Annotated in this window: 22 protein-coding genes and 1 tRNA gene; 10 read left to right on the plus strand and 13 right to left on the minus strand. The window is 64.6% G+C overall.

Annotation, left to right across the window (positions count from 1 at the left end; genetic code table 11):
- The first annotated feature begins 4 nt into the window (after positions 1 to 4).
- Positions 5 to 598, plus strand: coding sequence for an inorganic diphosphatase (locus F562_RS18965; RefSeq protein WP_018157166.1), 594 nt, complete (start codon positions 5 to 7; stop codon positions 596 to 598).
- Position 599: 1 nt separating this feature from the next.
- Positions 600 to 1,286 carry a GOLPH3/VPS74 family protein gene (locus F562_RS0111770; RefSeq protein ID WP_018157167.1) on the plus strand — a complete coding sequence of 229 codons (687 nt, stop codon included), beginning with the start codon at positions 600 to 602 and terminating at the stop codon, positions 1,284 to 1,286.
- Between the two features lie 6 nt (positions 1,287 to 1,292).
- On the opposite strand, the gene F562_RS0111775 is transcribed toward F562_RS0111770, so the two are convergent.
- Complete coding sequence (locus F562_RS0111775) at positions 1,293 to 2,603, minus strand: MFS transporter (protein ID WP_040385324.1); 1,311 nt, start codon at positions 2,601 to 2,603, stop codon at positions 1,293 to 1,295.
- Between the two features lie 44 nt (positions 2,604 to 2,647).
- Here F562_RS0111775 and F562_RS0111780 point away from each other — a divergent pair, with 44 nt between their 5' ends.
- Positions 2,648 to 3,523 (plus strand): alpha/beta fold hydrolase, encoded by an 876-nt coding sequence (locus tag F562_RS0111780; protein ID WP_018157169.1) that lies wholly within the window; start codon positions 2,648 to 2,650, stop codon positions 3,521 to 3,523.
- Here F562_RS0111780 and F562_RS18970 read toward each other — a convergent pair.
- Positions 3,513 to 4,541, minus strand: coding sequence for a serine hydrolase domain-containing protein (locus tag F562_RS18970; RefSeq protein WP_083915536.1), 1,029 nt, complete (start codon positions 4,539 to 4,541; stop codon positions 3,513 to 3,515). The two genes, F562_RS0111780 and F562_RS18970, sit on opposite strands and share 11 nt — an antisense overlap.
- Before the next feature lie 71 nt (positions 4,542 to 4,612).
- Here F562_RS18970 and F562_RS0111790 point away from each other — a divergent pair, with 71 nt between their 5' ends.
- From F562_RS0111790 to F562_RS0111810, 4 genes are all read left to right on the plus strand, one after another.
- Positions 4,613 to 5,995: a hypothetical protein gene (locus F562_RS0111790; protein ID WP_018157171.1), complete on the plus strand. Its 1,383-nt coding sequence runs from the start codon at positions 4,613 to 4,615 to the stop codon at positions 5,993 to 5,995.
- 92 nt (positions 5,996 to 6,087) lie between these two features.
- Positions 6,088 to 6,164 (plus strand) — tRNA-Thr (locus tag F562_RS0111795).
- Between the two features lie 378 nt (positions 6,165 to 6,542).
- Positions 6,543 to 7,703 carry a hypothetical protein gene (locus F562_RS0111805; RefSeq protein WP_156822636.1) on the plus strand — a complete coding sequence of 387 codons (1,161 nt, stop codon included), beginning with the start codon at positions 6,543 to 6,545 and terminating at the stop codon, positions 7,701 to 7,703.
- A 231-nt stretch (positions 7,704 to 7,934) separates the two neighbouring features.
- A complete protein-coding gene (locus tag F562_RS0111810; protein ID WP_018157174.1) occupies positions 7,935 to 8,858 on the plus strand; it encodes an endonuclease/exonuclease/phosphatase family protein in 924 nt (307 codons plus the stop codon).
- 28 nt (positions 8,859 to 8,886) lie between these two features.
- Here the strand turns inward: F562_RS0111810 and F562_RS0111815 are convergent, their stop codons facing one another.
- The 4 genes from F562_RS0111815 to F562_RS0111830 all read right to left on the minus strand — a co-directional run bounded on the left by F562_RS0111815 (position 8,887) and on the right by F562_RS0111830 (position 13,378).
- Entirely contained in the window at positions 8,887 to 10,431 is a 1,545-nt protein-coding gene (locus F562_RS0111815) for an alpha/beta hydrolase (RefSeq protein ID WP_018157175.1), read from the minus strand.
- 71 nt (positions 10,432 to 10,502) lie between these two features.
- The gene (locus F562_RS0111820; RefSeq protein ID WP_018157176.1) at positions 10,503 to 11,657 is read right to left on the minus strand and encodes a DNA polymerase III subunit delta'; all 1,155 of its coding nucleotides are present in this window, start codon (positions 11,655 to 11,657) and stop codon (positions 10,503 to 10,505) included.
- Entirely contained in the window at positions 11,654 to 12,307 is a 654-nt protein-coding gene (tmk, locus tag F562_RS0111825) for a dTMP kinase (RefSeq protein WP_018157177.1), read from the minus strand. Before tmk ends, F562_RS0111820 begins: the two co-directional genes overlap by 4 nt.
- Positions 12,308 to 12,349: 42 nt before the next feature.
- Positions 12,350 to 13,378: an LCP family protein gene (locus tag F562_RS0111830; protein ID WP_051080167.1), complete on the minus strand. Its 1,029-nt coding sequence runs from the start codon at positions 13,376 to 13,378 to the stop codon at positions 12,350 to 12,352.
- 123 nt (positions 13,379 to 13,501) lie between these two features.
- On the opposite strand from F562_RS0111830, the gene F562_RS20235 reads away from it, so the two are divergent.
- Positions 13,502 to 14,572 carry an ATP-binding protein gene (locus F562_RS20235; protein ID WP_018157179.1) on the plus strand — a complete coding sequence of 357 codons (1,071 nt, stop codon included), beginning with the start codon at positions 13,502 to 13,504 and terminating at the stop codon, positions 14,570 to 14,572.
- 5 nt (positions 14,573 to 14,577) lie between these two features.
- On the opposite strand, the gene F562_RS0111840 is transcribed toward F562_RS20235, so the two are convergent.
- From F562_RS0111840 to F562_RS0111850, 3 genes are all read right to left on the minus strand, one after another.
- Positions 14,578 to 15,735, minus strand: coding sequence for a glycine-rich domain-containing protein (locus tag F562_RS0111840; RefSeq protein ID WP_018157180.1), 1,158 nt, complete (start codon positions 15,733 to 15,735; stop codon positions 14,578 to 14,580).
- 213 nt (positions 15,736 to 15,948) lie between these two features.
- The gene (locus F562_RS18985) at positions 15,949 to 16,770 is read right to left on the minus strand and encodes a MerR family transcriptional regulator (RefSeq protein ID WP_051080236.1); all 822 of its coding nucleotides are present in this window, start codon (positions 16,768 to 16,770) and stop codon (positions 15,949 to 15,951) included.
- Positions 16,771 to 16,836: 66 nt separating this feature from the next.
- The gene (locus F562_RS0111850; protein ID WP_018157182.1) at positions 16,837 to 17,709 is read right to left on the minus strand and encodes a fibronectin type III domain-containing protein; all 873 of its coding nucleotides are present in this window, start codon (positions 17,707 to 17,709) and stop codon (positions 16,837 to 16,839) included.
- Positions 17,710 to 17,820: 111 nt separating this feature from the next.
- Here F562_RS0111850 and F562_RS0111855 point away from each other — a divergent pair, with 111 nt between their 5' ends.
- The gene (locus tag F562_RS0111855) at positions 17,821 to 19,182 is read left to right on the plus strand and encodes a serine hydrolase domain-containing protein (RefSeq protein WP_018157183.1); all 1,362 of its coding nucleotides are present in this window, start codon (positions 17,821 to 17,823) and stop codon (positions 19,180 to 19,182) included.
- A 54-nt stretch (positions 19,183 to 19,236) separates the two neighbouring features.
- On the opposite strand, the gene F562_RS0111860 is transcribed toward F562_RS0111855, so the two are convergent.
- Positions 19,237 to 19,629, minus strand: coding sequence for a hypothetical protein (locus F562_RS0111860; RefSeq protein WP_026181223.1), 393 nt, complete (start codon positions 19,627 to 19,629; stop codon positions 19,237 to 19,239).
- Here F562_RS0111860 and F562_RS0111865 point away from each other — a divergent pair.
- On the plus strand, positions 19,613 to 20,113 hold the full coding sequence (locus F562_RS0111865; RefSeq protein ID WP_156822638.1) for a hypothetical protein: 501 nt from the start codon (positions 19,613 to 19,615) through the stop codon (positions 20,111 to 20,113). The genes F562_RS0111860 and F562_RS0111865 overlap by 17 nt on opposite strands.
- Before the next feature lie 28 nt (positions 20,114 to 20,141).
- On the opposite strand, the gene topA is transcribed toward F562_RS0111865, so the two are convergent.
- The 3 genes from topA to F562_RS0111880 form a co-directional block, all read right to left on the minus strand.
- Positions 20,142 to 22,988, minus strand: coding sequence for a type I DNA topoisomerase (gene topA / locus F562_RS0111870; RefSeq protein WP_018157186.1), 2,847 nt, complete (start codon positions 22,986 to 22,988; stop codon positions 20,142 to 20,144).
- A gap of 154 nt (positions 22,989 to 23,142) precedes the next feature.
- The gene (locus tag F562_RS0111875; protein WP_018157187.1) at positions 23,143 to 23,652 is read right to left on the minus strand and encodes a hypothetical protein; all 510 of its coding nucleotides are present in this window, start codon (positions 23,650 to 23,652) and stop codon (positions 23,143 to 23,145) included.
- 17 nt (positions 23,653 to 23,669) lie between these two features.
- Complete coding sequence (locus F562_RS0111880; protein WP_018157188.1) at positions 23,670 to 25,175, minus strand: DUF7059 domain-containing protein; 1,506 nt, start codon at positions 25,173 to 25,175, stop codon at positions 23,670 to 23,672.
- Positions 25,176 to 25,187: the final 12 nt, after the last annotated feature.

Raw genomic sequence — 25,187 nt, forward strand, 5'->3', positions numbered from 1 at the left:
ACTTATGGAGTTCGACGTCAGCATCGAGATCCCGCGCGGGACTCGCAACAAGTACGAGATCGACCACGAGACCGGCCGTATCCGACTGGATCGCCTGCTGTTCACCGCCATGTCGTATCCGGCCGACTACGGCTACATCGAGGACACCCTCGGTGAGGACGGCGACCCGCTGGATGCCCTGGTGATCCTGGACGAGCCGACCTTCCCCGGATGCGTTGTGCGCGCGCGGGCGATCGGCGTCTTCAAGATGGTCGACGAGGCTGGCGGCGACGACAAGATTCTGTGCGTTCCGGCCGGCGACCCCCGTCAAGAGAACATCACCGACATCAAGGACATCAGCGACTTCACGCTGAAGGAGGTGCAGCACTTCTTCGAGACCTACAAGGCGCTCGAACCGGGCAAGTCGGTAGAAGAGGGCTCCCACTGGGTCGGCGCCTCCGATGCCGACCAGGTCGTCGGCGATGCCCTCCAGCGCGCCAAGGACAACAACATGACCACCGCCCGGTGGGCCATGCCCGGCCACGCGGCCGACGACACCGAGCGTTCAATCGACCGCGACCAGAGCAGCGACAGCCAGGCCGACCAGCCTGAGGCCTGACATGGACACGCTGCTCGCCGAGGATCTGATCCTGCTCTTGCTGGACGATGAGACGGGGAAGCAGCGGGCGAAGACGTTCTCTGACGCCTTGCTCGGCGGCGCGCTTCTTGCCGAACTCGCCGCCACCGGGCAACTCGAACTCCATAAGTCGACCTCCCGCTGGCAGTCTGGGGACACTGTCGCACCGGCCCCCAACGCACGGCCAGCCGATCCGATCCTCCAGGGTGCCCTGGCGATCATCGCCAACAAGCCCCAGCCAGCCGGCTCACTTGTTGGGCCGATCGGTAAAGGAGTCAGCGATTCCCTCCTGGCACGCCTAGCCGAACGCGGCATCCTCCATCGTCAGGACGACAAGGTTCTTGGACTTTTCTCTCGGACGCGTTGGCCTGCAAACGATTCCAGGCATGAGGTCCAGGTACGCCAGGACATTAGCCGCGCTCTGGTCGGCGGCGAAGTGCCACAACCCCGCACCGCGGCACTCATCGCCTTGTTGCACAGCGCCAACGAACTGAGCGTCCTCGATAACGGGGGGATGTCGGCCAAGGAAGTCAAGGCACGCGCCGGTCAAATAGCCGAAGGCGACTGGGCCGGTGGCGCCGTCGGCAAGGCCGTCCAGGACGTGACGAACGCCATCATGGTCGGCATCGTGACGAGCACGATCATCACGACGACCACGACCTCGACCTGAGCGCCGTCACCACCCAGGGTCAATGCGGCGCGGCGGGATCATGTGCGCGTAGGCATTGTCGGTCTGGATGAGTCTCCTGGTGCGTCGGCGGTATCTCACGATCATCACCAAGCCAGGGATCCAGACGAGGTACTGCACGGCCATGGCCCACCGGAACGAGTCAACGGTGTAGGTCGCGGGACCGCCGGGCGCCACCACGTCGAGCACGATGCCGATCAGCGCCACGGTGCTCAACGCCGCGACAAAGCCGCCGACATTGACGATCCCGGTCGCGCTCCCCAGCCGGGTCGAGGGGTTGAAGGTCCGCGCCAGGTCGAATCCGACCATCGAACCTGGACCCCCAGCAGCCGTCACGACGACCAACACGACCAAGAGCCAGACCGGCGCGCGACCGGGCCACAACAACACGACAGCCCAGGCGACCATCATGACTCCAACGAGCCAGAGCACCAGTGTCGATCGCGAGTAGGGGTAGCGCGCAACGAAAACCCCGAACGCGGGGCTGGCAATCACACCCGCCAGAACCATCAGCGCGAGCAGCACCGACGCCTCACTGGCGCTGAGTCCTTGCCCCACGGTCAGGAATGGGTATCCCCACATCACGGCAAAAACGTTGGACGAGAACTGCGCGGTGAAGTGACACCACAGGCCAAGCCGTGTGCCAGGTTCTTTCCAGGCGAGGTGTACGGCGCGGCCGACGGCGCGCATCTTGAGGTCAGTTCGCTCTTGGTCGTCATAAGGGCTGTCGATGACCACCAAGACCAGAGCCACGGAGAGTGCCACACCGGCACCCGCCGCGATGAGGAAACTTGTGGTCCAACCAAATTCGCGCAGCGCGAAAGCGAGCGGATAGGCCGCAAGGAGCGACCCGACCTGGCCGATGATCCCCGTGACTTGGGTGACGATCGGGGTCCTGGCTGGAGGAAACCAGAGCGCGACCAGGCGCAAGACGGACACGAACACCATGGCGTCGCCAACCCCGATGAAGACCCGCGCGACGACACCCGCGGTATAGGTCCCAGCGAAGGCGAAGCCGATCTGCGCCATCGTCATGGTGATGAGCCCAACACCAAGGAGTGCCTTGGAGCCGAACCGGTCAAGTAGCGCCCCAACCGGAATCTGCATCGCGGCGTAGACGCCGAGCTGGACTATCGCGAAGGTGGCAAGCTCGGCAGAGGAGATGTCGAAGCGGTCGGCAGCGACCAGTCCGGCAACACCCAGGGAGGTTCGGTGGAAGATCGCCAGGATGTAGATCGCGACCGCCGTCGCCCACACCATCCATGCTCGCCGCCCGCCGAGCGGGTAAGTCTGGGTCATGATGCCTTCAGAATAAGACCACCGGGCGCCGTATCGTCGGCCGCATGGACTCCTTCTCACGCGATGGTCTGACCTTTGATGTCACGGACGCCGGTCCCGTTGAGGGCGAGGTGGTGATCCTGCTGCATGGCTTTCCCCAGGACCGCACCGCGTGGTCTCAGGTGACCGAGCAGCTCAATGCCACCGGATTGCGCACGCTCGCCCCCGATCAGCGCGGGTACTCCCCCGGAGCGAGCCCGACGGCCAGGTCTGCGTACGCAATGCGCGAGCTCGTGGCGGACGTGGTGGCGCTCGCTGATGCGGCGAACGCCCAGACCTTCCATGTCGTCGGTCACGACTGGGGTGGCGCCGTGGCGTGGGCCGTCGCCGCGGCGCACCCCGATCGGGTCGCCTCAGCAACAGTGCTCTCTACGCCACACCCCACGGCCATGGCATGGGCGTTCACCCATGGCGATCAAGCGCGACGCAGCTGGTACATGGTGACCTTCCAGATTCCTCGGCTGCCAGAGAAGCGCCTGCATCGCGGTCTGCGGTCGCTGTATCTCAGGACCGGTATGGACGCCGACCAGGCGCAGCGCTACGTCGACCGGTTCCCGACGCCGGAGTCGTTGACGCCTCCAATGAACTGGTACCGCGGTATGCCTGCCTCCGCGGCAATCGGTCGCTCCGTGAAGAAGATGGTGAGCCGACGCCGCGGCGGAGGCCACTCGGGTCCGCGCAAGATCACGGTGCCCACCACGTACGTCTGGGGTCGTCGCGACTTCGCGCTCGGCCGCGCTGCTGCCGAGAAGACCGCCGAATTCGTCTCTGCTGACTACCGTTTCGTTGAAGTCGACGCTGGACATTGGCTGCCCGAAGTCGAGGCCGAGGTTGTCGCGCACGAGATTATCCAGCGGGTACGGCCACACCTCACCGCGTGAACGCGACGACCTCATCGGCAAATTTCGCCTGGAGCGGATAAATCGGTGGGGTTTCGCGAGTTGGGTGCACCCGATTGGTGAGCAAGACTGCGACAGCCTCGCGGCGTCTGTCGATCACGAGGGAGGTTCCCGTGAAGCCTGTGTGGCCTAGCGATTCAGGACTTGAGAGCCGACCCATCCAACGTGGGCGGTCAATCTCGAAGACCAGGCTGTGCTGCTCGCCTGGCTGACCGCTACTGAGATCGGATGTGACGAGGTCGCCGCCGACGTGACCATCGAGCACCGCCTGACCGAGCAGTCCGAGGTCGTGTGCTGTCGAGAAGATCCCGGCGTGGCCGCTCACCCCACCCAGCGACCACGCGTTCTCGTCGTGCACCTCACCCCGAACGATCCCCCGACCTGTGTCGACCTCATCCTCCGTAGCGGCGCAGTTCGCAGGGTCGACAGGGCCAAAACCGGTGTCAACCATGCCGATTGGCTCGGTGATGTATTGCCTGACCAGATCTTGCAGGGGACGTCCGGCTATCCGCTCCAACAGCAGGTGCAGCGCGATGAGGTTGAGGTCGCTGTACGTGTACCGCGTGCCAGCCGGCGCCTCCAGGTCGCACTCCAGGACCGCGCGCCGTCGGGCTGCCACGTCGGGCCAGTCGCTCCACAGCGGCAACCACCAGCTCATTCCACTGGTGTGAAGCGCTAGGTGGCGCACGAGCACGTCAGGCTTGTCGATGAAGTCTGGAAGGTACTCGGCCACGGGTGAGTCCAGGTCGACTTCACCGCGCTCAACTGCGCTCACCAGTAGCAGACTGGTGAAGACCTTGGTGATCGATGCGACATCGAACTTCGTGTCTGGCGCCATCAGCACCCGGTCCGCCTCGGGCAGGAGCGTCCTGGCTCGGTCGGCATACAACAATGCGTGGCCGGACGCCTCGTGCAACACCACCTGGCCGCGTGCTCTCCCTAGGCGTACGTGACCTGGAACCCAGTCGAACGGGTGCTGATGGCTCGGCATAGTGGCCATGCCACCACACTCGGAAGAATCCGACCACGCCAACCCTAGTATTCGAACATATGTTCGACTAAAATGTGGTCATGGGGTCACCACCGATTGGGCAGCGTCGCGAGATCCTTGCGCGTGCCGAGCGCGGTGCTATTGCCCGGCGACAGGCGGACGTTGACGATCTCGAACTGCTGCTGATCTGGGCCGATTCCCACGACCAAGACCCACAGGCTGAGCCTGGGGCGGTGCCTGCGAGGAGGGGCGGCCCACGCCTGGTGACTGTTGGCGGGGCCGGCACGCCCCAGGTGATGGACTTGTGCTTCGCCGAGATGGCTATCGCCCGGCAGACCGGTGAGGCCGCCACCAGGAATTCGACGGCTGACGCACTCGATCTTCGACACCGGCTGCCGAAGGTGTGGTCCCAGGTGCACAGCCTGCGCTGCGAGGTGTGGGTCGCGCGCAAGATCGCCCGCATGACCAGACCGTTGAGCAGAGATGCCGTGGCCATCGTGGACCGCGCGGTCGCTGAAGCAATCGACCAATCACCATCCCGGCTGCTCAGCCTGGCTGAAGCGAAGATAATTGAATCTGACCAGGCGGCCCATCACGAGCGGATCCGGGAAAACCAGTCGAAGGTCGGTGTCTGGTTTCCCAAGCCGCTACCTGGGTCCGAAGTGGACCAGTTCGACAACACGGCAGGAATCCGCACCGTGTTCGCGCGGCTGGACCCAGGTGAGGCCGCTGATCTCGAGCAGGCCGTAGATGATCTGGCCGGTCTCCTCGCTGAGCGGGGCGACTTTGCTGCCGAGGAGCAACTCACCTGGGACCAGCTCCGCGCCCGCGGGTTGAGCTTGCTTGCACGCCCGGCCGATGCGCTCGCGCTGATGAGCGGCGACAACGGGAAGTCACAAACCACGCGGCGCTCCGCGACCGTAGTCGTCCACCTCACCGATACCACCGTGACCGGAGACCAGCCCGGCATCGCGCGCGTCGAAGCCCTGGGCCCCATGTTGATTGACCACCTGGCCGGCCTAGTGGGGCACCGCAACATCGAGATGCTTCCGGTTGTGGATCTGCGGGAATCACGCGCGGTCAATGGGTACGAGCACCCCGCCGATGTGCGTACCCGGGGCGAACTACGCACCTGCGGAGACGTTTTCCCACACTCGGGTTCCCGACCCGATGCGCGAGTCGATCACGACCACGCGGTGCCGTACGACCACACCGGCCCACCAGGGCAAACGGGCGACCACAACGACGCGCCACTCACCCGAAGACACCATCGCGCCAAAACCCACCTCAACTACCAGGTCGATCAACCGCGACCCGGTGTCTATCGGTGGACGACGCCGCATGGCCTGGAACGCGTCGTGACCCCACGCGGCACCGTGCGAGCCAGCTTTCTACGCACTGAGGACGGCGCCATCAAGGGCGAGCGCTATCCCGACCTACCCCCACTCGACAAGCCCTACTGAACTCCATTTGATGAGGTGGCCCGCCGACGATTTCGGCGGTGCGCCGGGCGGTGCGTATACTCGGGCCTCGCGTCCAGCATCACCGGTCGCACGCCGCCTTAGCTCAGTCGGCCAGAGCGATTCACTCGTAATGAATAGGTCATCGGTTCGATTCCGATAGGCGGCTCCACCAACGCTCCCAGCCCCGCGCTGGGAGCGTTTTTGCTGCGCGCATGTGCTGGTGCCGACTTCAACGACATCCAAAAGCCTCACTAGAGGCCGCCTGATTGCCTCTTACATCGTCGATGTGATTGATCCCACGTGCCCGAGAGCTCCCTGAAGGCACTCTGGGCTAGACAGGTTTCAGTACATCGTCCACACTCATGAGGACGCGTCACGACATTGGTGCCGCGTCGTCGTCGAGTTGCTGATTCTCTGGGGGCAGAGAAGTAGTTCGGCCCTCCTTCGCATGGTGAGCGCAGCGCTCGCTCCGACAGGGCTGCACAACATGTTGCGACGCCTACCCGGCGGCTTCTTTGACCAGATTTCTTCACGATGGAGTCCGAGAGTGAATTCTCAGAACACCCAGACAACCGGCGTCTCACGTCGCTCGATCGCCAGGGGGGCGGCATGGTCGGTCCCCACCATTGCATTGGCGTCAGTTGCCCCCGCAACCGCAGCCTCGGTGTGTGAACCGACCAAGGTGACCGAGTCGGCCAAGCCGGCCTCGACGACCAGCGCGGCGGCTGGTGAGTCGACGTTTGTGCTCCCATCAAACGTCACGTCGATCAACTTCGACATCGCCGGTGGGGGTGGCGGCGCATACAGCCCGGCGGCTAACTATCACGGTGGCTCGGGCGTCCGCTTGATTGGCACGCTGGACGTGCCCGCTGGGGCGACGATCCGCATCGTTGCAGGTCAGGGCGGGACTGGTCCTGCGGGGTGGGGAGCCGACACCGCAACGGGCGGACAGGGATTCGGCAATGGCGCCAACTCCGGCACGGTGCCTTCCAACAGCAACGACACGCTCACTGGGGGTAGCGGCGGTGGTGGCTCTGCCATCCTCGTCAATGGCACGGCCATGGTGATCGCCGGTGGCGGTGGAGGGGCCGCTGGCCAGGGCTCGTACACAATCACCGGCAGTGGCTCGCACGCGACCTTTAGCGGCTCAAATGGCGGCGACGCCACGTTCCCCGGCGCGAGCACTGCAACCGCGACGTCTCGGCACAACGTGACAGTCACGGGCGCTTCGCCGATGCGTAGCCAGTGGATCAACGGTTCGGGCAACGCCTACGGCGCGACACCAGGTGAGTCTGGCGTCGCGTCCGTCGCGGCCTCGACCAACCCGATCACCAACGAGAACAACTGGTACGGCTACTACAAGGCCGCGGCCGGCAGCGCTGGCAACCTCACCACGGGTGGTAATGGTGGGGTCGGTGCGCTCAATCGTCGCATCGCCGGATCAACCGGCAAGTCCATGCTCCTGGGCGGCTCTGGTGGCGGCGGCGGATACGCCGGTGGTGCCGGTGGCACCGTGTGGTGCCAGATCTACTGGCAGGCCGGTGGGTCACGCTTGGCCTACATGTTCTCTGGTTCGGCTGGAGGCGGGTCGAGTTACCTCAACGACGCGGCCCAAGCCACCCCGTCGCTCGCTGGCAACGGCAGCGCGACCCAGGGCAGGCGCAACCCGGGCTTCGCGACGGTGACCTACGACACGGTGTGCCCGTAGTCAGCACCAGTCATACAGCACGGCAACGGCCGGGGTGCTCAGACTTTTGTCTGGGCACCCCGGCCGTGCCGTTTGCTCCCCGAGGTGTTCCACAGTGCGTCCTCATCAAGGTTCGCTAACCACCACAAATGTCACCGCCAGGTCGCACAGGGGACAAGGCGCGGCTACGTCGAAGTCAGGAGGCCCAAGGATCCTCAGCGGTGTTCTTCGAGAGCACCCACGAGGAGTTGCATGCCACGCCCCGTACGTCTATCTCGTCGCTCGATCCTCACTGGCCTCGCCATCGCTGTGTCGGCTCCACCGCTGACCGCAGTAGCGACGAGCGGGGCCAACCACCCGCAACAGCCCCCGGCCCTCATCGGAGCCCAGCCAGCACCGCGCATCCACGTGATGTCGTTCAACATCCGACTCGACACCTACGCACCAGCCCATGACCCGGATTCCTGGCCCCGGCGCCGGCCTGCGCTCACGGCGCTCATCACGCAAGAGCAGCCTGATCTCCTCGGCGTGCAAGAGGCGACATTCCTCCAGCTCCCCACGATTCGCGCTGCGCTGCCCCACCACGAGATGGTCGGCTACGGGCGAAGTGGCGGCTCGACCGATGAACACAACGCCATCTTCTTCGACACCCGCCGATTCGAGCTGATCGGGTGGGAACAGTTCTGGCTCTCGGACACTCCAGACGTTGTGGGCTCCGCGAACTGGGGCAACGTCGTCACCCGGACCGTGGTGTGGGCGCGCCTGCGCGATCGCACAAGCCACCGCGAATTCGTTTACGTCAACACGCATTTCGACCACGAGTCTCGAAAGTCCCGAGCACGTTCGGCGCGCGTCGTCGCTGACCTGCGCGGTCAGTTTGGGTCCATGCCGATGGTCGTCACCGGCGACTTCAACGCGGCGACAACCGACAAGGCCGTGTACGCGCCTCTGACCAAGCCATACGTCGACACCTGGGTCAGCGCACGACGTCACGTAACCCCGGCATACGGCACCTTCGCCGGATACGACACACCGCGGGTCGGCGCGGAGCGCATCGACTGGATCCTCACTACGCCCGGAACTCGTGTTCACTCAGCAGCGGTGAATTCCACCAAACCCCAGGGCGTGTGGCCGTCCGATCACATGCCGGTGCAGGCAGTCGTCGAACTGGCCTAAGCGTCCCGGCTGGTGTCGCCTTCGACGCTCAGCACTTGGTGTCCTTTTTGTCGGGGACCTTCCCCTCAAGCAGGTACTTGTCGGTCGCGCCGTCCACGCACTTGTTGCTCCGCATGTAGGCGGTGTGTCCGTCGCCGTCCCACGAGATCAACCGACTGTTGTCGAGCATGTTGTTGAGCCGAACCGACCACTCGTACGGCGTTGCAGGATCACGGGTCGTGCCGATCACCAGTATTGGGCTCGACCCCTGCGCGGTGATCTTCTTCGGCTTGCCCGTCGCCTTCACTGGCCATTCGCCACACACGGCCCCGCCCCAGGCCAGCAACGGACCCCAAGTCGGCGCGGTCTTCGTGAAGTTTGCCTGGTCCTTGCGATAGTCAGCCACGTCCGGGGAGCCTTGCCGATCAAGGCAATTCACCGCACTGATGACCTGCATGATGTTGCTTGAATAGTTGCCCTCGCTGTCCCGCTCGGAGTAGGAGTTCGCGAGCGCCATCAAGTCATTGCCATTGCCCGCGAAGGCGCTCTTGAAGGCCTTCGTCAACGACCCCCACATGCCCTGGTCATACATGGCAGCCGCGATCCCCGACGACGCCCAACCCTCGGTGAGTTTCTTGACCCGTTCATCGTTGGTCACCGGAATAGGTTTGGCATCAACCTCTTTGAGGAAGTCGCGGATGCGTTTCATCCCTTCCTTCTCGGACCCACCGAGCGGGCAGTCACCGGAGTCGACGCAATCCTTGACGTAGGCCTTCGTCGCTCGCTCGAAGCCATCCGCCTGCCCCTGGTTGACCTGGCTGTTGGTGATGTCTGGGGGCACCACGCCGTCGAGGACGAACCGACCCACCTTCTTGGGGAAGAGGTCGGCGTAGGTCGCGCCAAGGAAGGTGCCGTACGACTTGCCGAGGTAGTCGAGTTTGCTGCTGCCGAGCGCGGCCCGCAGCACGTCCATGTCCTTGGCCGCCTCGACCGTCGAGACATGTCCGATGAGTTCGGGCGCCTTCTTTTTGCACGCTGAACCGAAGTCACGCCCGCTCTTCATCATGGCGTTCTGCTCGGTTGAGTCGTCGGGAGTGGGGTCCCCGCCAAGCTGGCCGTCCATCTTGGGTGCGTCATAACAGACAATCGGCGCCGACCGCTGCACACCGCGAGGGTCGAAGCCCACGACGTCATAGGCCTTGCGCACGTCCCGGCTCACGATGAAGTCTGCTGCCGCGGCGTAGTCAACTCCTGAACCACCCGGCCCACCCGGGTTCACCACGAGGGAGCCACGGCGCTGACCAGTAGCCTTGCGCTTCAGCACCGCGACCTTGAGCGTGCCGCCGGAAGGTTGGCTGTAGTCGATCGGCACCTCAAGCTGAGCGCACTGCGCGCCCTCTTCACAGTCCGTCCACGACAACTTCTGGTCGTAAAACTTGGCCAACGATTTCGACGGCGCTTTGGTCGCCTTGGGATCGACTGACTGGTCGGCTTCATCGCCAGATCCATTGCATCCCGAGAGCACCAATGCCGTCGCCGCCACCGCAGCGAGCACGCTCTTGGGCGTAGCCGTCGTCGCTCGACTCGTCTTCACTGACCTGTCCTCACGTGGTAATCGCTTAGGCGTCGACCCTGACACTGCACGCTAACCGACAGTCCTGAACGTCAACCGGTGTGCCTGGTCGGAACTCGCAGCCCGATCGCCATGGCTTCCAACGCGAGCAACGGTGGCACGTTGGCCTCGATGCGCTCGCGTGCCGTGCCGATCTGGTCCATGCACCCCAACAGTTGCTCCGGCCCAAATAGCTGCGCGAGCGTGGCGAGCAATTCAGACTCGTCGGCGTTGACCAACTCCACCGGGGTACCGACCTGGACCATGAGCGCATCGCGATAGACCGACATGAGGTCGACCAGCGAACGGTCGATGACATCGCGGCCAAACCGGGTCGCGCGCGTCTTCTGTTCCTTCTCCAAGGTGTTCAGTTGGCCGCGAATATGCGGCGGCTGGGTCCGCGCTTGCGGGTCGGCGCCCAACTGCTCCAACAGTCGCTTCCGCTCAGCCGCGTCACGCTCTGCACTGCTCGCGCCGGATTCCTCGCTCGCGATGGATGCGAGGTTGGCTGCAGCGCTCATCGCCTCCCCCAGCGACCGAATGCCCACGGCCAGGTGCAGGGTGTTGCGGCGGCGGGTACGCGCCCCCTCGTCTCGCGCTAATCGCCGCGCCAACCCGACATGAGACTGCGTGGCGCGAGCGGCATACAACGCCTGCTCTGGATCGATGCCATCGCGGCGCACCAGGAGGTCGGCGACGGCCTCCGGGGCTGGCGTGCGCAGGCGTACGTGTCGCGAGCGGCTGCGGATCGTGATGATCACGTCCTCCAAGGAGGGCGCGCACAACAACCACACCGTGCGCGGTGTGGGCTCCTCCAGTGCCTTCAACAGTGAGTCGGCGGCTCTCTCGGTCAGCCTGTCAGCGTCCTCGACAATGATCACCCGCCACGCACCCACTGAGGGACGCCGCCCCGCCAGTTGCACCAACTCGCGAGCATCCTTCACCTGGATCGACAGGCCCTGAGTTGCCACCACCTCAACGTCAGCATGGCTGCCGTCGCGGGCCGTACGGCACTCATGGCAGTCCCCACACCCGCGCTGCGGGCACAGCAGCGCACCAGCGAAAGCCCTTGCCGCAGTGGACCGTCCGGACCCCGGCGGCCCAGTAAGCAACCACGCGTGAGTCATGTATTGAGAGTCGTGGGCCGCTGCGGACAAGGCCGAGACAGCGTGCTCCTGACCGACGACGTCATCCCACACGCTGGTCATGACGTGCCGCTCTTCACTCGGCCGTCCAGAAGGTCGGTCACCGCGCGCTGCACATCCGCGGCGATCTCATCGGGCTCTCGCTCCGCGCTGAGCACGACGTAGCGCTGCGGTTCGGCCTCGGCCAATTGCAGGAAATGCGCGCGTACTTTGGCGTGAAACTCGTCGGCTTCCCGCTCCAACCGATCGTGCGTTCCGGATCGTCTGGTGTGGCCGAGTTCGGGTGTCACGTCGAGCAACACCGTCAGGTCAGGGCGAAGGTCGTGGGTAGCCCACGCGGAAAGCTGAGCGATCTCGCCCGGATCAAGGTCTCGCCCGGCACCTTGATAGGCAACCGACGAGTCAATGTAGCGGTCCTGGACGACGGTCACGCCGCGCTCAAGAGCGGGCCGGACGACCGTGGCCACGTGGTGCGCGCGATCAGCGGCAAACAACAACGCCTCGGCACGCGGGGCAACATCCTCGCCGTGCAGGACAAGCTCACGAATCTTATGGCCCAATGTCGTGCCGCCCGGTTCCCTGGTCACGACGACGTCCTCGTCGCGGCTTCGTAGGAAATACACGAGCCGGTCGAGTTGGGTGGTCTTGCCCGCCCCGTCACCACCCTCAAAAACGATGAAGACTCCACGCGTCGTGGGCGACTGTTCGGGCATGAGCGTCAGCCTAGGCGACGGCACCGACGGTCGGAGCGAGCCTCACTCCTGATAACTGTCCATAGTGTCAGTCCGGATGGCTGTGCCGAGCTGAGTCATTTTCTTCCCATCCACGAGTTCAATGGACGCGCCGCTAGGGCTGCGGCCAAAGCCAGAGAACGGCGCGGTGACAAACCTGATGTCGCCTCCGCGAGTTCCTCTCATCGCGAAGCCTTCGGACCGCATCTTTCCAACAGTCAAGTCGTTATCGACCGTGAGATTGGTGGTGGCCGCATTAAGAAATCCGCGCAACTTCACGGGGTTGGCAATCGTGCTGGGGGTGAGCGACTTCAGCATGAGTGCCTTGATGAAGGCCTGCTGGCGACGGCCCCGCGAGATATCTCCCTCGCTGAGTTGCTTGCGCTCCCGGACAAAGGTGAGGGCAGTCTTGCCGTCCATGTGCATCGTGCCCTTGCGGAACTCGACGCCCTCGGACGTCGAGGCCTCTTCCACCTGGACATCAACGCCACCCACGGCGTCGGTCATGCGTTGGAATCCGTCAAATCCCGTCATCGCCACGTGGTCGATCTTGACGCCCAACATGTTCTGCATCGTCGACACCAGCAGCGGCGCTCCGCCAAAGGCGTAGGCGGCGTTCAGCTTGTTTTTGCCCTTGCCAGGGATCGGCACATACAGGTCGCGTGGAAAGTGCACCAGGGTGACGTTGTGTCGGTCCTCGGGAACGTGGACGAGAACCATGACATCGGAGCGCTTGCCGGCCACACCATCGCGACCGTCATTGCCGATCAGCAGATAGTTGGTGCCGTTTTTATCGGGTTGGGTGATCTCCTTGCCGCTGAGATCTGTTGGGCCCGAGTCGGGTAGCAACTTGGCGTGCTTGACATTGCCCGAAACCAGGACGTTGAGATAGAGCAGATAGCCACCCACAGCCAGGACCGGCACCAAGACCATGACGAGGGCAATCACCCAGCCCTTGCGACGGCGTTTTCTTGGTGACGCAGCACGCCGCGCGGCACGGGTATCACCCGGCGTTTGGCCCGCATCAGCGTCCGTTTCATCCCCTTGGTTCACGTTCAGGATGGTACGCCGAGCGCCTGGGTTCCGCCTGGATGACGCCAACCCGTGGAAGTCTCGTAAGATCGCCACCGGGGAAAGACGATCCGAGCGCCGCCGCACGGCCGGGAGGAAATGAAGATGGCCTCCGAGGCTGACGAGTTCGACCTGGTCGTCCGAGTCATGGGTGTGACGATCGCCGTGCCACTCAACCATGACTGGCTCCAGGCAGACGATCGCGCGCGATTGATCGAAAAATGGTCCTACGCGGCGCTCCCCGAGCCGTCCGCCGAGCCACATGACCTCGTCCTCGACTCCCCGGGGGTCAGCAACGCCACCGCGCTGGACCGCCTTGAGTCCTCCCTGTCGACCGCCGTGACGGTCGCGGCCCTGACCCACCAAGCGGGCCGACTTCTCATGCTCCATGCCGCCGGCCTGTCCGACCCTGCGACCGGCAAAACCATCGCACTTGTCGCCCCCTCTGGGACCGGAAAAACTACTGCTGCAAGGACATTGGGCGCCGACTGGGGCTACGTCAGCGACGAGACCGTCGCCATCGACCCAGCCGACTTGACGGTCCTCCCGCATCAGAAACCGCTGTCAATCGGCGCGAAAGGCTCCATCAAAGAGCAGGCAGGACCGGCTGAACTCGGGCTCGAGAAACTCACTCAGACACCAACGCTTGCGCGCATCGTGATGCTCGTACGTGACCCGGACCATGAGGGGCCACCGCGGATCGACCCTCTCCCGCTGGCGCAAGCCCTTGGCCGGTTGGTATCCGAGGTGAGTTACCTCTCTCGGTGGGAGAGCCCGATTGTGATGATGTCGTCAGTCATCGACAAGACCGGAGGGGTGCTCCTGCTGACCTACTCCGACGCCAAGGACCTTCGAGACCTCCCCGAGGTCCTTCTCGAGACGCCTGGCCACGTGAACGAGTGGCGAAGCGTTGACGACCCCGGAACCCACGACGCCATTGCGACCGACACCGAACTCGTGATCTTTCTCGACGGCCAGCCGTCTCGCGTCATGGTCCTCGACGGGATCGGCCCGACCATCTGGCGAGCCGCCCGAACCGGTGACGACCTCGCGCTCGATGACTTCGTAGCGGCCGTCGTTGCCGAGCACGGAGAGCCACCGAACGGTTCGGCACGCAGTCTCGTGGAAGCGAGCCTCAACGAGATGCGCGACCAGGGCGTCCTCGAAACGCCGTAAGCCGATCAGTCGCAGGGCGCCTTGTAAGAAATTTTCACGTAACCGGGGTGCCGTGCCGCACTCCCGGCCGCCGCAGCATTTCCCCCATCGGCAAACGCTGACGCGGTGACGACTGCGTCATCCACGAAGCTACTGCCGCCACCGCCAGAACCGCCCGCCTGGTAGACGTAACTATTGGCCTGAAGTCGACCACTCGTGGCGCCACCGGCGCCACCGGCGTAGCCGCCGCCACCACCACCGCCGCCGATCTGGATCCAACCCCAGCTGTTACCGGAGTAGAACGCTGGCGATGTGGCGCCTTGGCCACCCGCGCCGCCGCTGCCGCTCGGCGGCAGCCCCGGGTTGCTCGCGACACGCGAGTAGCGGGTGTTGTTGCCATTGCTGGCCTGATAGAGGGCCGACGTCCGAGTGGCCCCCGGTGTTGATCCCGAGGCGCCGCCACCGCCGAACAACTGGTCGTTGAAACCAGTGCGGGTGATCGTGATGTCGTGGCCAGTGTCGCCGTTGGGTAGACCGCCGTCGCCGGTCGCGCCGGCCGTGGTGTAGGCGTACCCGTTCGTCGGGAAATACTCGATGGAGCCGATGCCGCCGCCCCCTCCAGCGACGACTGCCGGCTGTCCACCGACCAGGATGGCCGATCCACCGCCACCACTACCTCCGGTCAGCGTGTGACCGTTGATTGCGGTCGGGTTTCCCGTATGACCGCCTGCGCCGTAGCCATCACCGCCAGTGACGATGCGCTGATCTTCGCGCGCGGGTCCGGCTCCTCCGTTGCCCGCGACGAGCGTGAGTACGCTCCCGGGCGCCACCGTCATCGTTCCGGTGACCAACGCGCCAGAACCGGCCGTGATGCCCGAGGACCCCGACGCGTTGCCATAACTGCCGTATCCACCTCCGCCACCAAGCACCTCGAAGGTGATCTCCGTGACGTCTGCGGGAACGGTGAATTCTACGGTCGTCTTCGGCCCGAAGGTCGGGTTAGTGGTCGCCGACGCCGCGACGACGGCCTCGGCTGACTTGGTCTCCGTGCACGAGGCGGCCATGACGGGCACTGCCGACGACGCGGCCAGCACCGGAACCGACCACGCTGCGCCCTTGGCGATGGTGCGACGTGACACCCGCTGACTGACCTCTGCGTTTGAGGCGTGCGTGAAATTGGGCACAGTGGATCTCCATCATGTTGCGAGTCGAAGGCGGCACCTGGTGTCGATGCCCCTGAAGAGGAGCCCCCGCTCCTCACACGGTTGCCCCCAACCGCGCACGTCGCCCTCAGAGAGAACAACGTTCTCGGCAAGAGTACATCAATCACACTGCGTCTCGGAATCGCCTCCACAGAGCACCCGTATGAGATCGTGGACTGCCAAAACCTATAGTTTTCAAGGTTGTTCGGCGGTTTCTTCAACCCCTACGTCGTGCACTCCCTGACGTTCGGCATTCGCATAGATCGCGGCACGAACCCACTCGGCTAAGCCCTCGGCCCCCATCGCCTCGTCGTAGGACGCGGTGAACCGCGGGTCCGAGACATACAGGTCGCCGAGACAACAATGCATCGCGGGCGAGCAGTCGTACCACCACCGGTCGATGTGGGCACGATGAGTTTCCACCGCATCCATCGCGGGCACCTCGTCCGCGGCTACTCCCGCGGCAAACAACTCGGCCATGGCGGTCTGCATCTGGTCCGTCTCGGCCTTGATCTGCTCCCACTCGGCCCGGCCGTAACTCTTCACCCGCCGTTGGCCCTGCTTCCAGGCGTCGGTGTTGCCCCAGCGCTGTTCGGCTTCGTCCTGGTGGTCGTAGAACTCACCGCCGAACAGTTCTTTCATGTCTTCATATGTCATGGCCTGCTGATCCATGGTCTTCTCCAATGCATCGTCGATTGCCGCGACAAGCTCACTGAGCTCATCGAGCCTGGACATGACCACGGACCGCTGCCGACGGAGATGCTCGGCGGCATCTCCGCTTTCCAACATCGTGCGGATGTCATCGAGCGGCATCTCAAGCCGTCGGTACACCACAACGTGCTGCAACCGCTCAAGATCGGCCGCCGTATACAACCGGTAGCCGGCTTGCGACCGTCCGCTGGGGACCACCAGACCGATCTGGTCGTAGTGGTGCAGGGTGCGCACGGTCACGCCGACCTCGCGGGCGACCTCGCCCACTGTCAATGCCGCACCGGTCACCGTCGCGCTCCTGGTCATGCCGACCATCAGACCGCCTCACGTTGCGTGAGGGTCAAGTCAGATTGTCGTCGCGTCGTCCACTCATCAGCTGCGAGCAAAGATACCGACGGCGTCGTAGGCGATCCAGGAACCTTGGTCCTTCACGATCTCCAGACAGTTCTCGCCAGCGCGCAAGAGCGAGTGGGGCAAGGGGCGCTCAAAATATGCAGGCCCGCTCCCCCGACCGGGAAGGTCACTCTGGAGCTCCGGCCCTGAGAGGTCGGCGTCGAAGGGTCCAGCGAAGATGACCGGATCGCAGAGGATGTCATTGATCCATACGGACGCAGCACCGGCCCGCGACGGATGGCGGTCGGTCAACCACACCGCGAAATCGAAGTCTGAGCGCGGTGGCCCGGCGAGATCGAAATGGAGTCGGAAGCTGTGCGTACGCCGCCCCGCCCAGGCGTCCTCCGGGCCGGGGTGCAACCAACTCCACTGGGTGGCTGCCTCGTCCCGCCCGTGATGGAAGTCCACATCGCGCGGAAAGGTCGACTGGTAGCGGACGTACGCGCGTCCGGCGAGCGCCAACTCGCTACTCACTCCATCAAACGATCCAACCGTCGCGACCGCGCGGCCGGTCACCGTCACGGACGGTTTCGACGTCACCGACATCGGACTCGACTGAGCGCAGGGCACTCCATCACGGTCGAGTCCGCGCACGACGTACTCCCATGTTTCGCCATGCACGCTCAGCCCGCCGTGCAGGTAGTCCGCCCGGGACACTTCCGCCAAGACCTGCGGCCCGCTTAACGGTCGAGCACCTCTCGGCGCTACCTGCATGGGACGCCCATGGATAACAAACGTCTCGGCCTCACTCGGGGCCGTCCAGGCGAGGTGAATCTGTCGAAGGTCGCCGGTCAGCCGCACCGCAAGATCAGACATGCTGCGGCGCCCACGCTGATGCGGAACAAGCGCCATCAGATCACCCCTCCTCGCACGTCAGGTCCCGTCACCACCGTGCGCCGCCGACGTGGCCAGGGAGAAACCTCTCGATGAAGATGGCGTGACGTTCCTCGGTATGTTCGAGGCATGAGCCAACCCACCCTCTTCGCCGAGACTGCGCACGAACTCGCCCTCATCGCCGCGAACCACCAGCGCGACCATCGTGTACCTGGCCTGCTGGCAGCAGTGGCCCAGTCGGGGAAACTCCTGTGGCACAGCGGTATTGGGACTGCTGACCTCGAGCATCCTGGCGTTCCGCACGACCCGAATACGCACGTCACCGTCGCATCCAATACCAAGACCTTCACTGCCGCGATGGTGATGCAACTCCGGGACGAGGGCAAGCTGCGGCTCAGCGACCCGATTGATCAGCACCTGCCCGACTCACACCACGATCGGGTCACCATCCGTCACCTGTTGTCCCACCTGACGGGCGTGCAACGCGAGCCAGTCGGCGATGTCTGGGACACCCTGGAGTTTCCTGACCGCGCCGGATTGATCCAGGGCTGGAATGCAGCCGAACGAATCCTGCCCGAGGGCGCCTACTGGCACTACAGCAACCTTGGCTATGCCATGTTGGGCGAACTCGTGGCCCGGCTCGATCACCGTGAATGGGCCGAGAGTTTGCAGGAACGACTGCTGAATCCGTTGGGGCTGAAGCAAACTGGTCTGACTGGTCAGGGTGTGCAAGCTGGCAGGTATTACGTCAAGCCCTACACCGACGTCCCCGTGAAAGAGCCGCTCCTGAGTAAAGCGGCCATCGCGCCAGCAGGCGGTCTGTGGAGCACCGCCACCGACATGGCGACGTGGCACGGCTTCCTTGCCGACCCCGACTCATCCGTCTTGTCCCCAGACACGGTTGACGAAATGTGCCAGCCGCATGGATTCGCCGACACCGAGGACTGGCGGATCGCCTACGGGCTCGGTCTTCAACTCACCAACAGTGACGGCCGGATCTGGGTCGGCCACACCGGCGGACTCCCCGGCTCGATCACGGGCTTCTTCACTCATCGTGAAAGCGCCACGACCGGTCTGGTCTGCATGAATTCATCGGTTGCCGGACGGCCGAGCGCCTTCGCCACCACCCTCGGAGCGGCCGTCCTCGACCGTCAACCCCCCATTCCGGAGCCCTGGGTCCCCGGAACCGAAGTCCCCACTGACCTCGCACCACTGGTCGGCACCTGGTTCTCCGAAGGGGCGTCCTTCACCTTTGGGGTACGCCAGGGGGCACTGGAAGCGCGCATCGCCGGGGATCAAGGACCACCATCGGTCTTTGAGTCCGTCGGTGCCGATGAGTTCGTGACGGCCTCGGGCCGCGAGCGTGGGGAACGTCTTGTGATCCGGCGTCATCCTGACGGGTCCGTGCGCCAACTGAACTGGGCGACTTACCGATTCACCCGCGAACCCCTGGCGTTCGGTGAGGACCTGCCCAACCGCAGCACTCGCTGACACGTGTCTGCGCCCCGAGACCGACGTTGGTCTCGGGGCGCAGACACGAACTGATCAGGGGGTCCAGGACACCTGGATACGAGAACCCGGAGCGAAGACAACGTCTTTGATCTCCGCGCCCTTGGCGATATATGCGTCGCAGCCCTTGCCACTCTCTCCAACGGCGAGGTCGGTGTCGTCTGAATCACAACCCGGAGCGCTCACGAATTTCTTACCCTCTTGGTCGGGGCCCAACTTAGGCTTGAGCATGAACCCGTTGACATCACCCGCGTCGAAGGTGCTGGACTGGCTCCCACCGTTATTGGTGACGGTGTAACGCAAGAAATAGACAATGCCGTCAGCCTTGGTCACGTTGCCGGTGTAGACCGAGTCGGGCGCCTTCTCCAGCGCGTCGACCTGCAGGCGGTAAGCCGCAGCAGACGAACTAGCGGTGGAGGACTCCACCACGTTGGCCGCCTGGCCATACTTCAGCGTGGTGCCAGGCGCTACCGGCGTGGTGTCGCCAGCGTCGCCGCCGGAGGACGATGGGGACTCGCTACTCGAGGACGACTCGCTGCTGGAGCTGGACGAAGACTCGCTGGTCTCCGGTGCTGCGCTCGACTCGCTGGTCTCCGGTGCGCTGGAGCTCTCCGCCGCGGAGGTCGGAGCAGCGGACGTGGGCGGTGCAGCATCCGGGCTGGAGTCCTGGCAGGCGCTCAAGCCGAGTGCGCCAGCCAGCGCGAAGGTCACTGCGACGGTCCGGCTGGTGCGCGATCGGGTGCTAAACATGGTGGGGATCCTCTCCCTGCTGGTGTGTGAAATTCGAACCTCTGACGGCACCGAATTGGATGTGGTTCCATCCGGATTCGCAGATTCGAAGAAACTTCGTGCGCTCGTGCACGCCAGCCCCCCGGGCCCGCCACCTCGCGCCACGGAGGAGCGTACCCGATAGTTGAGGCGCGCACCCAATCACCAGCGAGCTATGACGTGGGCGCTTTCTTTGTGGCCGACTTCTTCGCCGTCGACTTCTTCGCCGTCGACTTCTTCGCGGTCGACTTCTTAGCGGTGGTTTTCTTGGCCGCCTTCTTCGTCGTCTTCTTAGCCGCGCGCTTACGCGTGGTCGGGCCCTTTGCTCGCTTCTCGGCTAGCAGCTCAAACCCGCGTTCCGGCGTGATGGTCTCCGGGTCATCGTCCTTGCGCAAGGTGGCGTTGACTTCGCCGTCGGTGACGTACGGACCAAAGCGGCCGTCTTTCACCACCGTGGGTTTACCGCTCACCGGGTCATCGCCAAGTTCCTTCAACGGCGGCTGCGCCGCGCGTCCACGCCGCTTGGGTTCGGCGTAGATCTTGAGCGCTTCCTCCAGGGTGATGTCGAACAGTTGCGCCTCAGTCTCAAGGGATCGCGAGTCAGTGCCCTTTTTGAGGTACGGCCCATAGCGCCCGTTCTGGGCCGTAATCGGGACGAGCTTCTCGGACTCGGTGCCGTCCTCGGCCGTGACCTTCTCAGGCGCTTCACCGACCACGCGCGGTAGCGACAACAACTTGAGCGCGGTCGCCAAGTCAATGCTCGCAAGATCCATGTCTTTAAACAGGCTCGCGGTCCGTGGCTTGGCCTTGGCCGCCTTCTTTTTCGGCTTCGTGCCCTCGGCCGGGCCCGGCGGCTCGGGGAGGATTTCGGTGACGTAAGGACCAAACCGGCCCGACTTTGCCACGATGTCGTGGCCAGACTCGGGGTCCTGGCCCAGCACCCGTCCATCGTCCTCGGCCTGCGCGAGAAGTTCTCGCCCCTTCTCGGCGGTCATCTCATCCGGAGCGATGTCGTCGGTGATCGTCGCGCGCTTGGGCTTGGCATCCTCAGCAGCCGCCGCCTTCTCCGCGTCGATCACCTCACCCGTAGCAGGGTCGACGCCCTCGGGCACGGTCGATTCGACGTACGGCCCATAACGACCGACGCGCACCACAATGCCGTCAGCGATCGGGATGGTCGAGATGGCCTTGGCGTCAATATCACCCAGGCTGTCGACCATTCGGCGCAAACCCTCACCGGTGGTCGCCTCGTCGCCGAAGTAAAAACGGCGCAGCCAATCAACGCGCTCGTCCTCGCCGGCCGCGATGCCGTCGAGTCCCTGTTCCATCGACGCGGTGAAGTCGTAGTCGACCAACCGCGGGAAGTGCTGCTCCAGCAACTGGGTGACCGCGAAGGCCAGCCAGGTCGGCACCAACGCGCTCCCCCGGTTATTGACATAGCCGCGGTCCTGAATCGTTCCCACCGTCGAGGCATAGGTAGACGGCCGACCAATTCCCTTGGCCTCCATGGTTTTCACGAGCGTCGCCTCGGTATAGCGCGGCGGTGCGCTGGTGACGTGGCCGTCTGGCTCGGCCCGCAACACGTCGAGGTTGACGCCGATCGACAACTTGGGCAATCGCCGCTCGGTCTGGTCCTCGCCCGGGTCGCGGCCCACGTCGCGGCCCTCTTCGTAGGCCGCGAGGAAGCCGCGGAAGGTGATGACCGTGCCGCTGGCGCTGAATTCGGCAACCTGAGCGAAGCCTGTCTCGGCAATCGGCACGGTGTGCTTCACCGTCGCCGTGGAGCCCACGGCATCGGCCATCTGGGAGGCGATGGTCCGCTTCCAAATCAACTCGTAGAGGCGGAACTCGTCGCCGCGAAGTTCTCCAGAGACTTGGGCGGGCGTGCGGAATCGATCGCCCGCAGGGCGAACGGCCTCGTGCGCCTCTTGCGCGTTCTTCGCCTTGCCCGAGTAGCGGCGAGGCGCCTCGGGAACATAATCGGCGCCATACAAGTCACGCGCCTGCTGCCGGGCTGCGGTGAGCGCCGATTCGGACAACGTCACCGAGTCGGTACGCATATAGGTGATGTAGCCGTTCTCATAGAGCCGCTGCGCCGTGCGCATCGTGCTCTGCGAAGAGAGACGCAGCTTGCGCCCGGCTTCCTGTTGCAACGTGCTGGTGGTGAAGGGAGCCGACGGCCGACGCTTGTAGGGCTTCTCCTGGACATCGCTCACCGTGCCCTGCCCGGCGCGTACGGCCTCGGCAATCGCGCTCGCGCGCTGCTCGTCGAGGTGGTGAAGGCCCTCGCCCTTCAGCGTTCCGAGGTCGGTGAAGTCACGGCCCTGGGCCACCCGCCGACCATCAACAGCGACCAGCCGAGCGGTATAAGACTGTCCGGCTGACTCAGGCTGAAAATCGCCCTCGACGTCCCAGTAGTTCGCGGCGCGGAAGGCCATTCGCTCCCGCTCTCGCTCGACCACCATGCGCGTCGCGACCGACTGCACCCGACCGGCGGAGAGTTTGCTGCGCACCTTGCGCCAGAGCACGGGGGAGACCTCGTAGCCGTACAACCGGTCGAGGATTCGACGAGATTCCTGCGCATCAACCAGACGATCGTCAAGCTCGCGGGTGGTGTGCACCGCGCGCTGAATGGCTTCCTTGGTGATCTCGTGAAACACCATGCGCTTGACCGGAACCTTGGGCTTGAGGACCTCGCGCAGGTGCCAGGCAATGGCCTCACCCTCGCGGTCCTCATCGGTAGCGAGGAAGAGTTCGTCGGCGTCCTTGAGCAGGCGCTTGAGCTCGGAAACCTTCTTCTTCTTGTCCGGGTAGACGACGTAGTAGGCGTCGAACCCGTTGTCGACGTCGACACCAAAACGACCGTAGGGGCCCTTCTTCATGTCGGCCGGAAGCTCCGAAGGAGAGGGCAAGTCGCGGATATGACCAACACTGGCGTCGACGACGTAGTCGGGCCCGAGATAGTCACTGATTTTCTTGGCCTTCGCCGGTGACTCGACGATGACTAGTTTGCGCGGCACGTACGCACTCCTTCTCTGCGGTTCTCGCGTTGCAGCGGATTCGTCGCTGCTTAGCGGACGCGGGGACCGCCTCGACCATAAGCCCTCCGCGGCTGTGCCGTTGCACGACCCGCACAGTCACGGCTTCTTGAGCCGTGGCGCAATACGTCGCGCGTTAGCGTTCGGTCCAATCGCGGACCGGCCTGGGGTCGTAGTGCGAATGCGGTTTGGCGTCCTTCGGTTCCGGTCGCGTGGTGGGCGGCAGCGCCATGGGGGTGAAGGCCGTGAACGCCCCCACGTCGGCATCGCCGCGACTGGTGTGCAGCGTCGCTGACTGTGCCTCCAGCGCGCCACGGGCCGCCCGCTCGAACCATATGTACGCCACCACCAGACCAACCCATACCGCGCCCGCAATGGCCGAGTGCACGATCAGGAGCAATGGCCCGGTGAGGCCGAGCACGAAGTAGACGACCGACGGCGCCGCTATGCCGAGGCCAGCCAATGACGTCGTGCCCTGGAGGCGCCCGATCCGGAGGGTGGGCAGCGCCAGAATGACCATGGCGATCATGAGCAGGGTGGTGAAGCGTCGACCATTGGGCCCGACGAACGTGTCGTACGCGAACGCGCCCGCTGCCGACGCCAACCAGATGGTGAACAGGGTCTGGCGCAACTGACCTACTGACATCGTTGTCCCCTTCCCCTTCAGGTCGCCACCAGCAAACCGTCGGCGATCAACGACCGAATGTCGGGCAGTGCCTCGGCGTGTACGGCCTCGGGGCTGGCCCCGACCAACTCGGCGATGGCCCCGAGTGTCTGTGCTGCGGTGAGATCGCCATCACATACTGACACGAATGCCGCCAGCACCGTGCTCGCGCGAACCGACCGACCCAGACCGCCACCCTGGCGGATCATGATCACGCTCGGGTCCTCGGCGCCTGGGCGGCCGTACCGTTCCTCGGTGACGTCATCGGCACTCCGCCAAGCGGTCTGCAGCACCCCGGAGTCCCCGTGCTCCGCCAACCACGTGCGGGCCGCGATCCCCGCCTCGGTGGTCGGCCCCATCGGCTCAACCAGGGGACCGGTCGACTCGACGAGATCACGCCACGGCTCCCGATCGCCTTCTGGCCGTTGGAAATTCAGCACCCCGAAGCCGACGCTGTCAACGCCGCGGGCCTCGAAGTCAGCGAGCCAAGCGGCATACATCTGCTCGTAGCCGGGCGTTCCCTTCCGGTGCCCACCATCCCCGGCCCACAGCTCGGCGTATTCACATGGGTCCTGCACCTCACGCTGGATTACCCAGGCGTCCAGACCGGTGCCTTCCAGCCACTCACCCACCACCTCGCGCCAATCGCCACCTGCCGCGACCTCCCAATTACCCAGCATTTGCGCAACGCCACCAAGCCGCAACTGATCGGCGAGCCCCCTGACCAAAGACCGGACAATCTCGTGGCCGACGCGGCCCCCGTCACGATATTCATAGGTCGGCAATTGCCCCACCCGTGGCGTGATGACAAACGGAGGGTTGCTGACGATCTGGTCGAACGTCTCACCCTCGACCGGCTCGAACAGGTCGCCCTGGCGCAGGTCCCAGGTCAGGCCGTTCATGCTGGCGTTGGCGCGCGCCAACGCCAGGGCTCGGCCTGAAGTGTCAGTCGCCACGACCTCACCGGCATGTGTCGACAGATGAAGGGACTGGACACCACAGCCGGTACCGAGGTCCAGAACACGCTGTCCGGGGCGACGCACCGTCCAGGACGCCAACGTCGTGGAGGCGCCACCGATGCCCAGGACGTGATCTTCAGGCAGTGGGCCCCCGGTCATCACCTCCGACAGGTCAGAAAGCACCCACCACTGGTCATCACCAGCCATATACGGACGCAGGTCAAACGCGGCGCGTACGCCATCCGGACCGAGTCGAACCAAGCCCCGGTCAGCGAGCCAGCCAGGGTCCAAACCGGGAAGGGCAGCATCGAGCCGGTCAGCCGGAACGGGATAACCCAGCGCAAACAGACGCACGAGGGTGCCGATCGGTGAATCCAGCGGACGGGTCAATCGCTCCGCTGGCGTGGGCTGCTCCCGGTGCAAGGCCCTGGCCGCGCGGTCCCCGAGGCACGCCAAGATGCCGTCCAGGGTGTAGTCGGCTGCGGCCAACGCGTCCCGAAGCGCGGGCAAGGACGCCAGGTCCGTGGGAGGAGCGGGGCTTGCCATGGGGCTCACCAC

This window comes from Demetria terragena DSM 11295 (genome assembly GCF_000376825.1).
Taxonomy (GTDB): domain Bacteria; phylum Actinomycetota; class Actinomycetes; order Actinomycetales; family Dermatophilaceae; genus Demetria; species Demetria terragena.

Excerpts from the sequence above, each read along its gene's own strand:
- F562_RS0111875 (WP_018157187.1), bottom strand. The coding sequence starts at position 23,652 with ATGTCAGTAGGTCAGTTGCGCCAGACCCTGTTCACCATCTGGTTGGCG.
- F562_RS0111775 (WP_040385324.1), bottom strand. The coding sequence starts at position 2,603 with ATGACCCAGACTTACCCGCTCGGCGGGCGGCGAGCATGGATGGTGTGG.
- F562_RS0111770 (WP_018157167.1), top strand. The coding sequence starts at position 600 with ATGGACACGCTGCTCGCCGAGGATCTGATCCTGCTCTTGCTGGACGAT.
- F562_RS0111880 (WP_018157188.1), bottom strand. The coding sequence starts at position 25,175 with ATGGCAAGCCCCGCTCCTCCCACGGACCTGGCGTCCTTGCCCGCGCTT.
- F562_RS18965 (WP_018157166.1), top strand. The coding sequence starts at position 5 with ATGGAGTTCGACGTCAGCATCGAGATCCCGCGCGGGACTCGCAACAAG.
- F562_RS0111810 (WP_018157174.1), top strand. The coding sequence starts at position 7,935 with ATGCCACGCCCCGTACGTCTATCTCGTCGCTCGATCCTCACTGGCCTC.
- F562_RS18970 (WP_083915536.1), bottom strand. The coding sequence starts at position 4,541 with ATGGCCACTATGCCGAGCCATCAGCACCCGTTCGACTGGGTTCCAGGT.
- F562_RS0111855 (WP_018157183.1), top strand. The coding sequence starts at position 17,821 with ATGAGCCAACCCACCCTCTTCGCCGAGACTGCGCACGAACTCGCCCTC.
- F562_RS0111790 (WP_018157171.1), top strand. The coding sequence starts at position 4,613 with ATGGGGTCACCACCGATTGGGCAGCGTCGCGAGATCCTTGCGCGTGCC.
- F562_RS18985 (WP_051080236.1), bottom strand. The coding sequence starts at position 16,770 with ATGACCAGGAGCGCGACGGTGACCGGTGCGGCATTGACAGTGGGCGAG.
- F562_RS0111780 (WP_018157169.1), top strand. The coding sequence starts at position 2,648 with ATGGACTCCTTCTCACGCGATGGTCTGACCTTTGATGTCACGGACGCC.
- F562_RS0111850 (WP_018157182.1), bottom strand. The coding sequence starts at position 17,709 with ATGGCGCTTGTTCCGCATCAGCGTGGGCGCCGCAGCATGTCTGATCTT.
- tmk (WP_018157177.1), bottom strand. The coding sequence starts at position 12,307 with ATGCCCGAACAGTCGCCCACGACGCGTGGAGTCTTCATCGTTTTTGAG.
- F562_RS20235 (WP_018157179.1), top strand. The coding sequence starts at position 13,502 with ATGGCCTCCGAGGCTGACGAGTTCGACCTGGTCGTCCGAGTCATGGGT.
- F562_RS0111820 (WP_018157176.1), bottom strand. The coding sequence starts at position 11,657 with ATGACCAGCGTGTGGGATGACGTCGTCGGTCAGGAGCACGCTGTCTCG.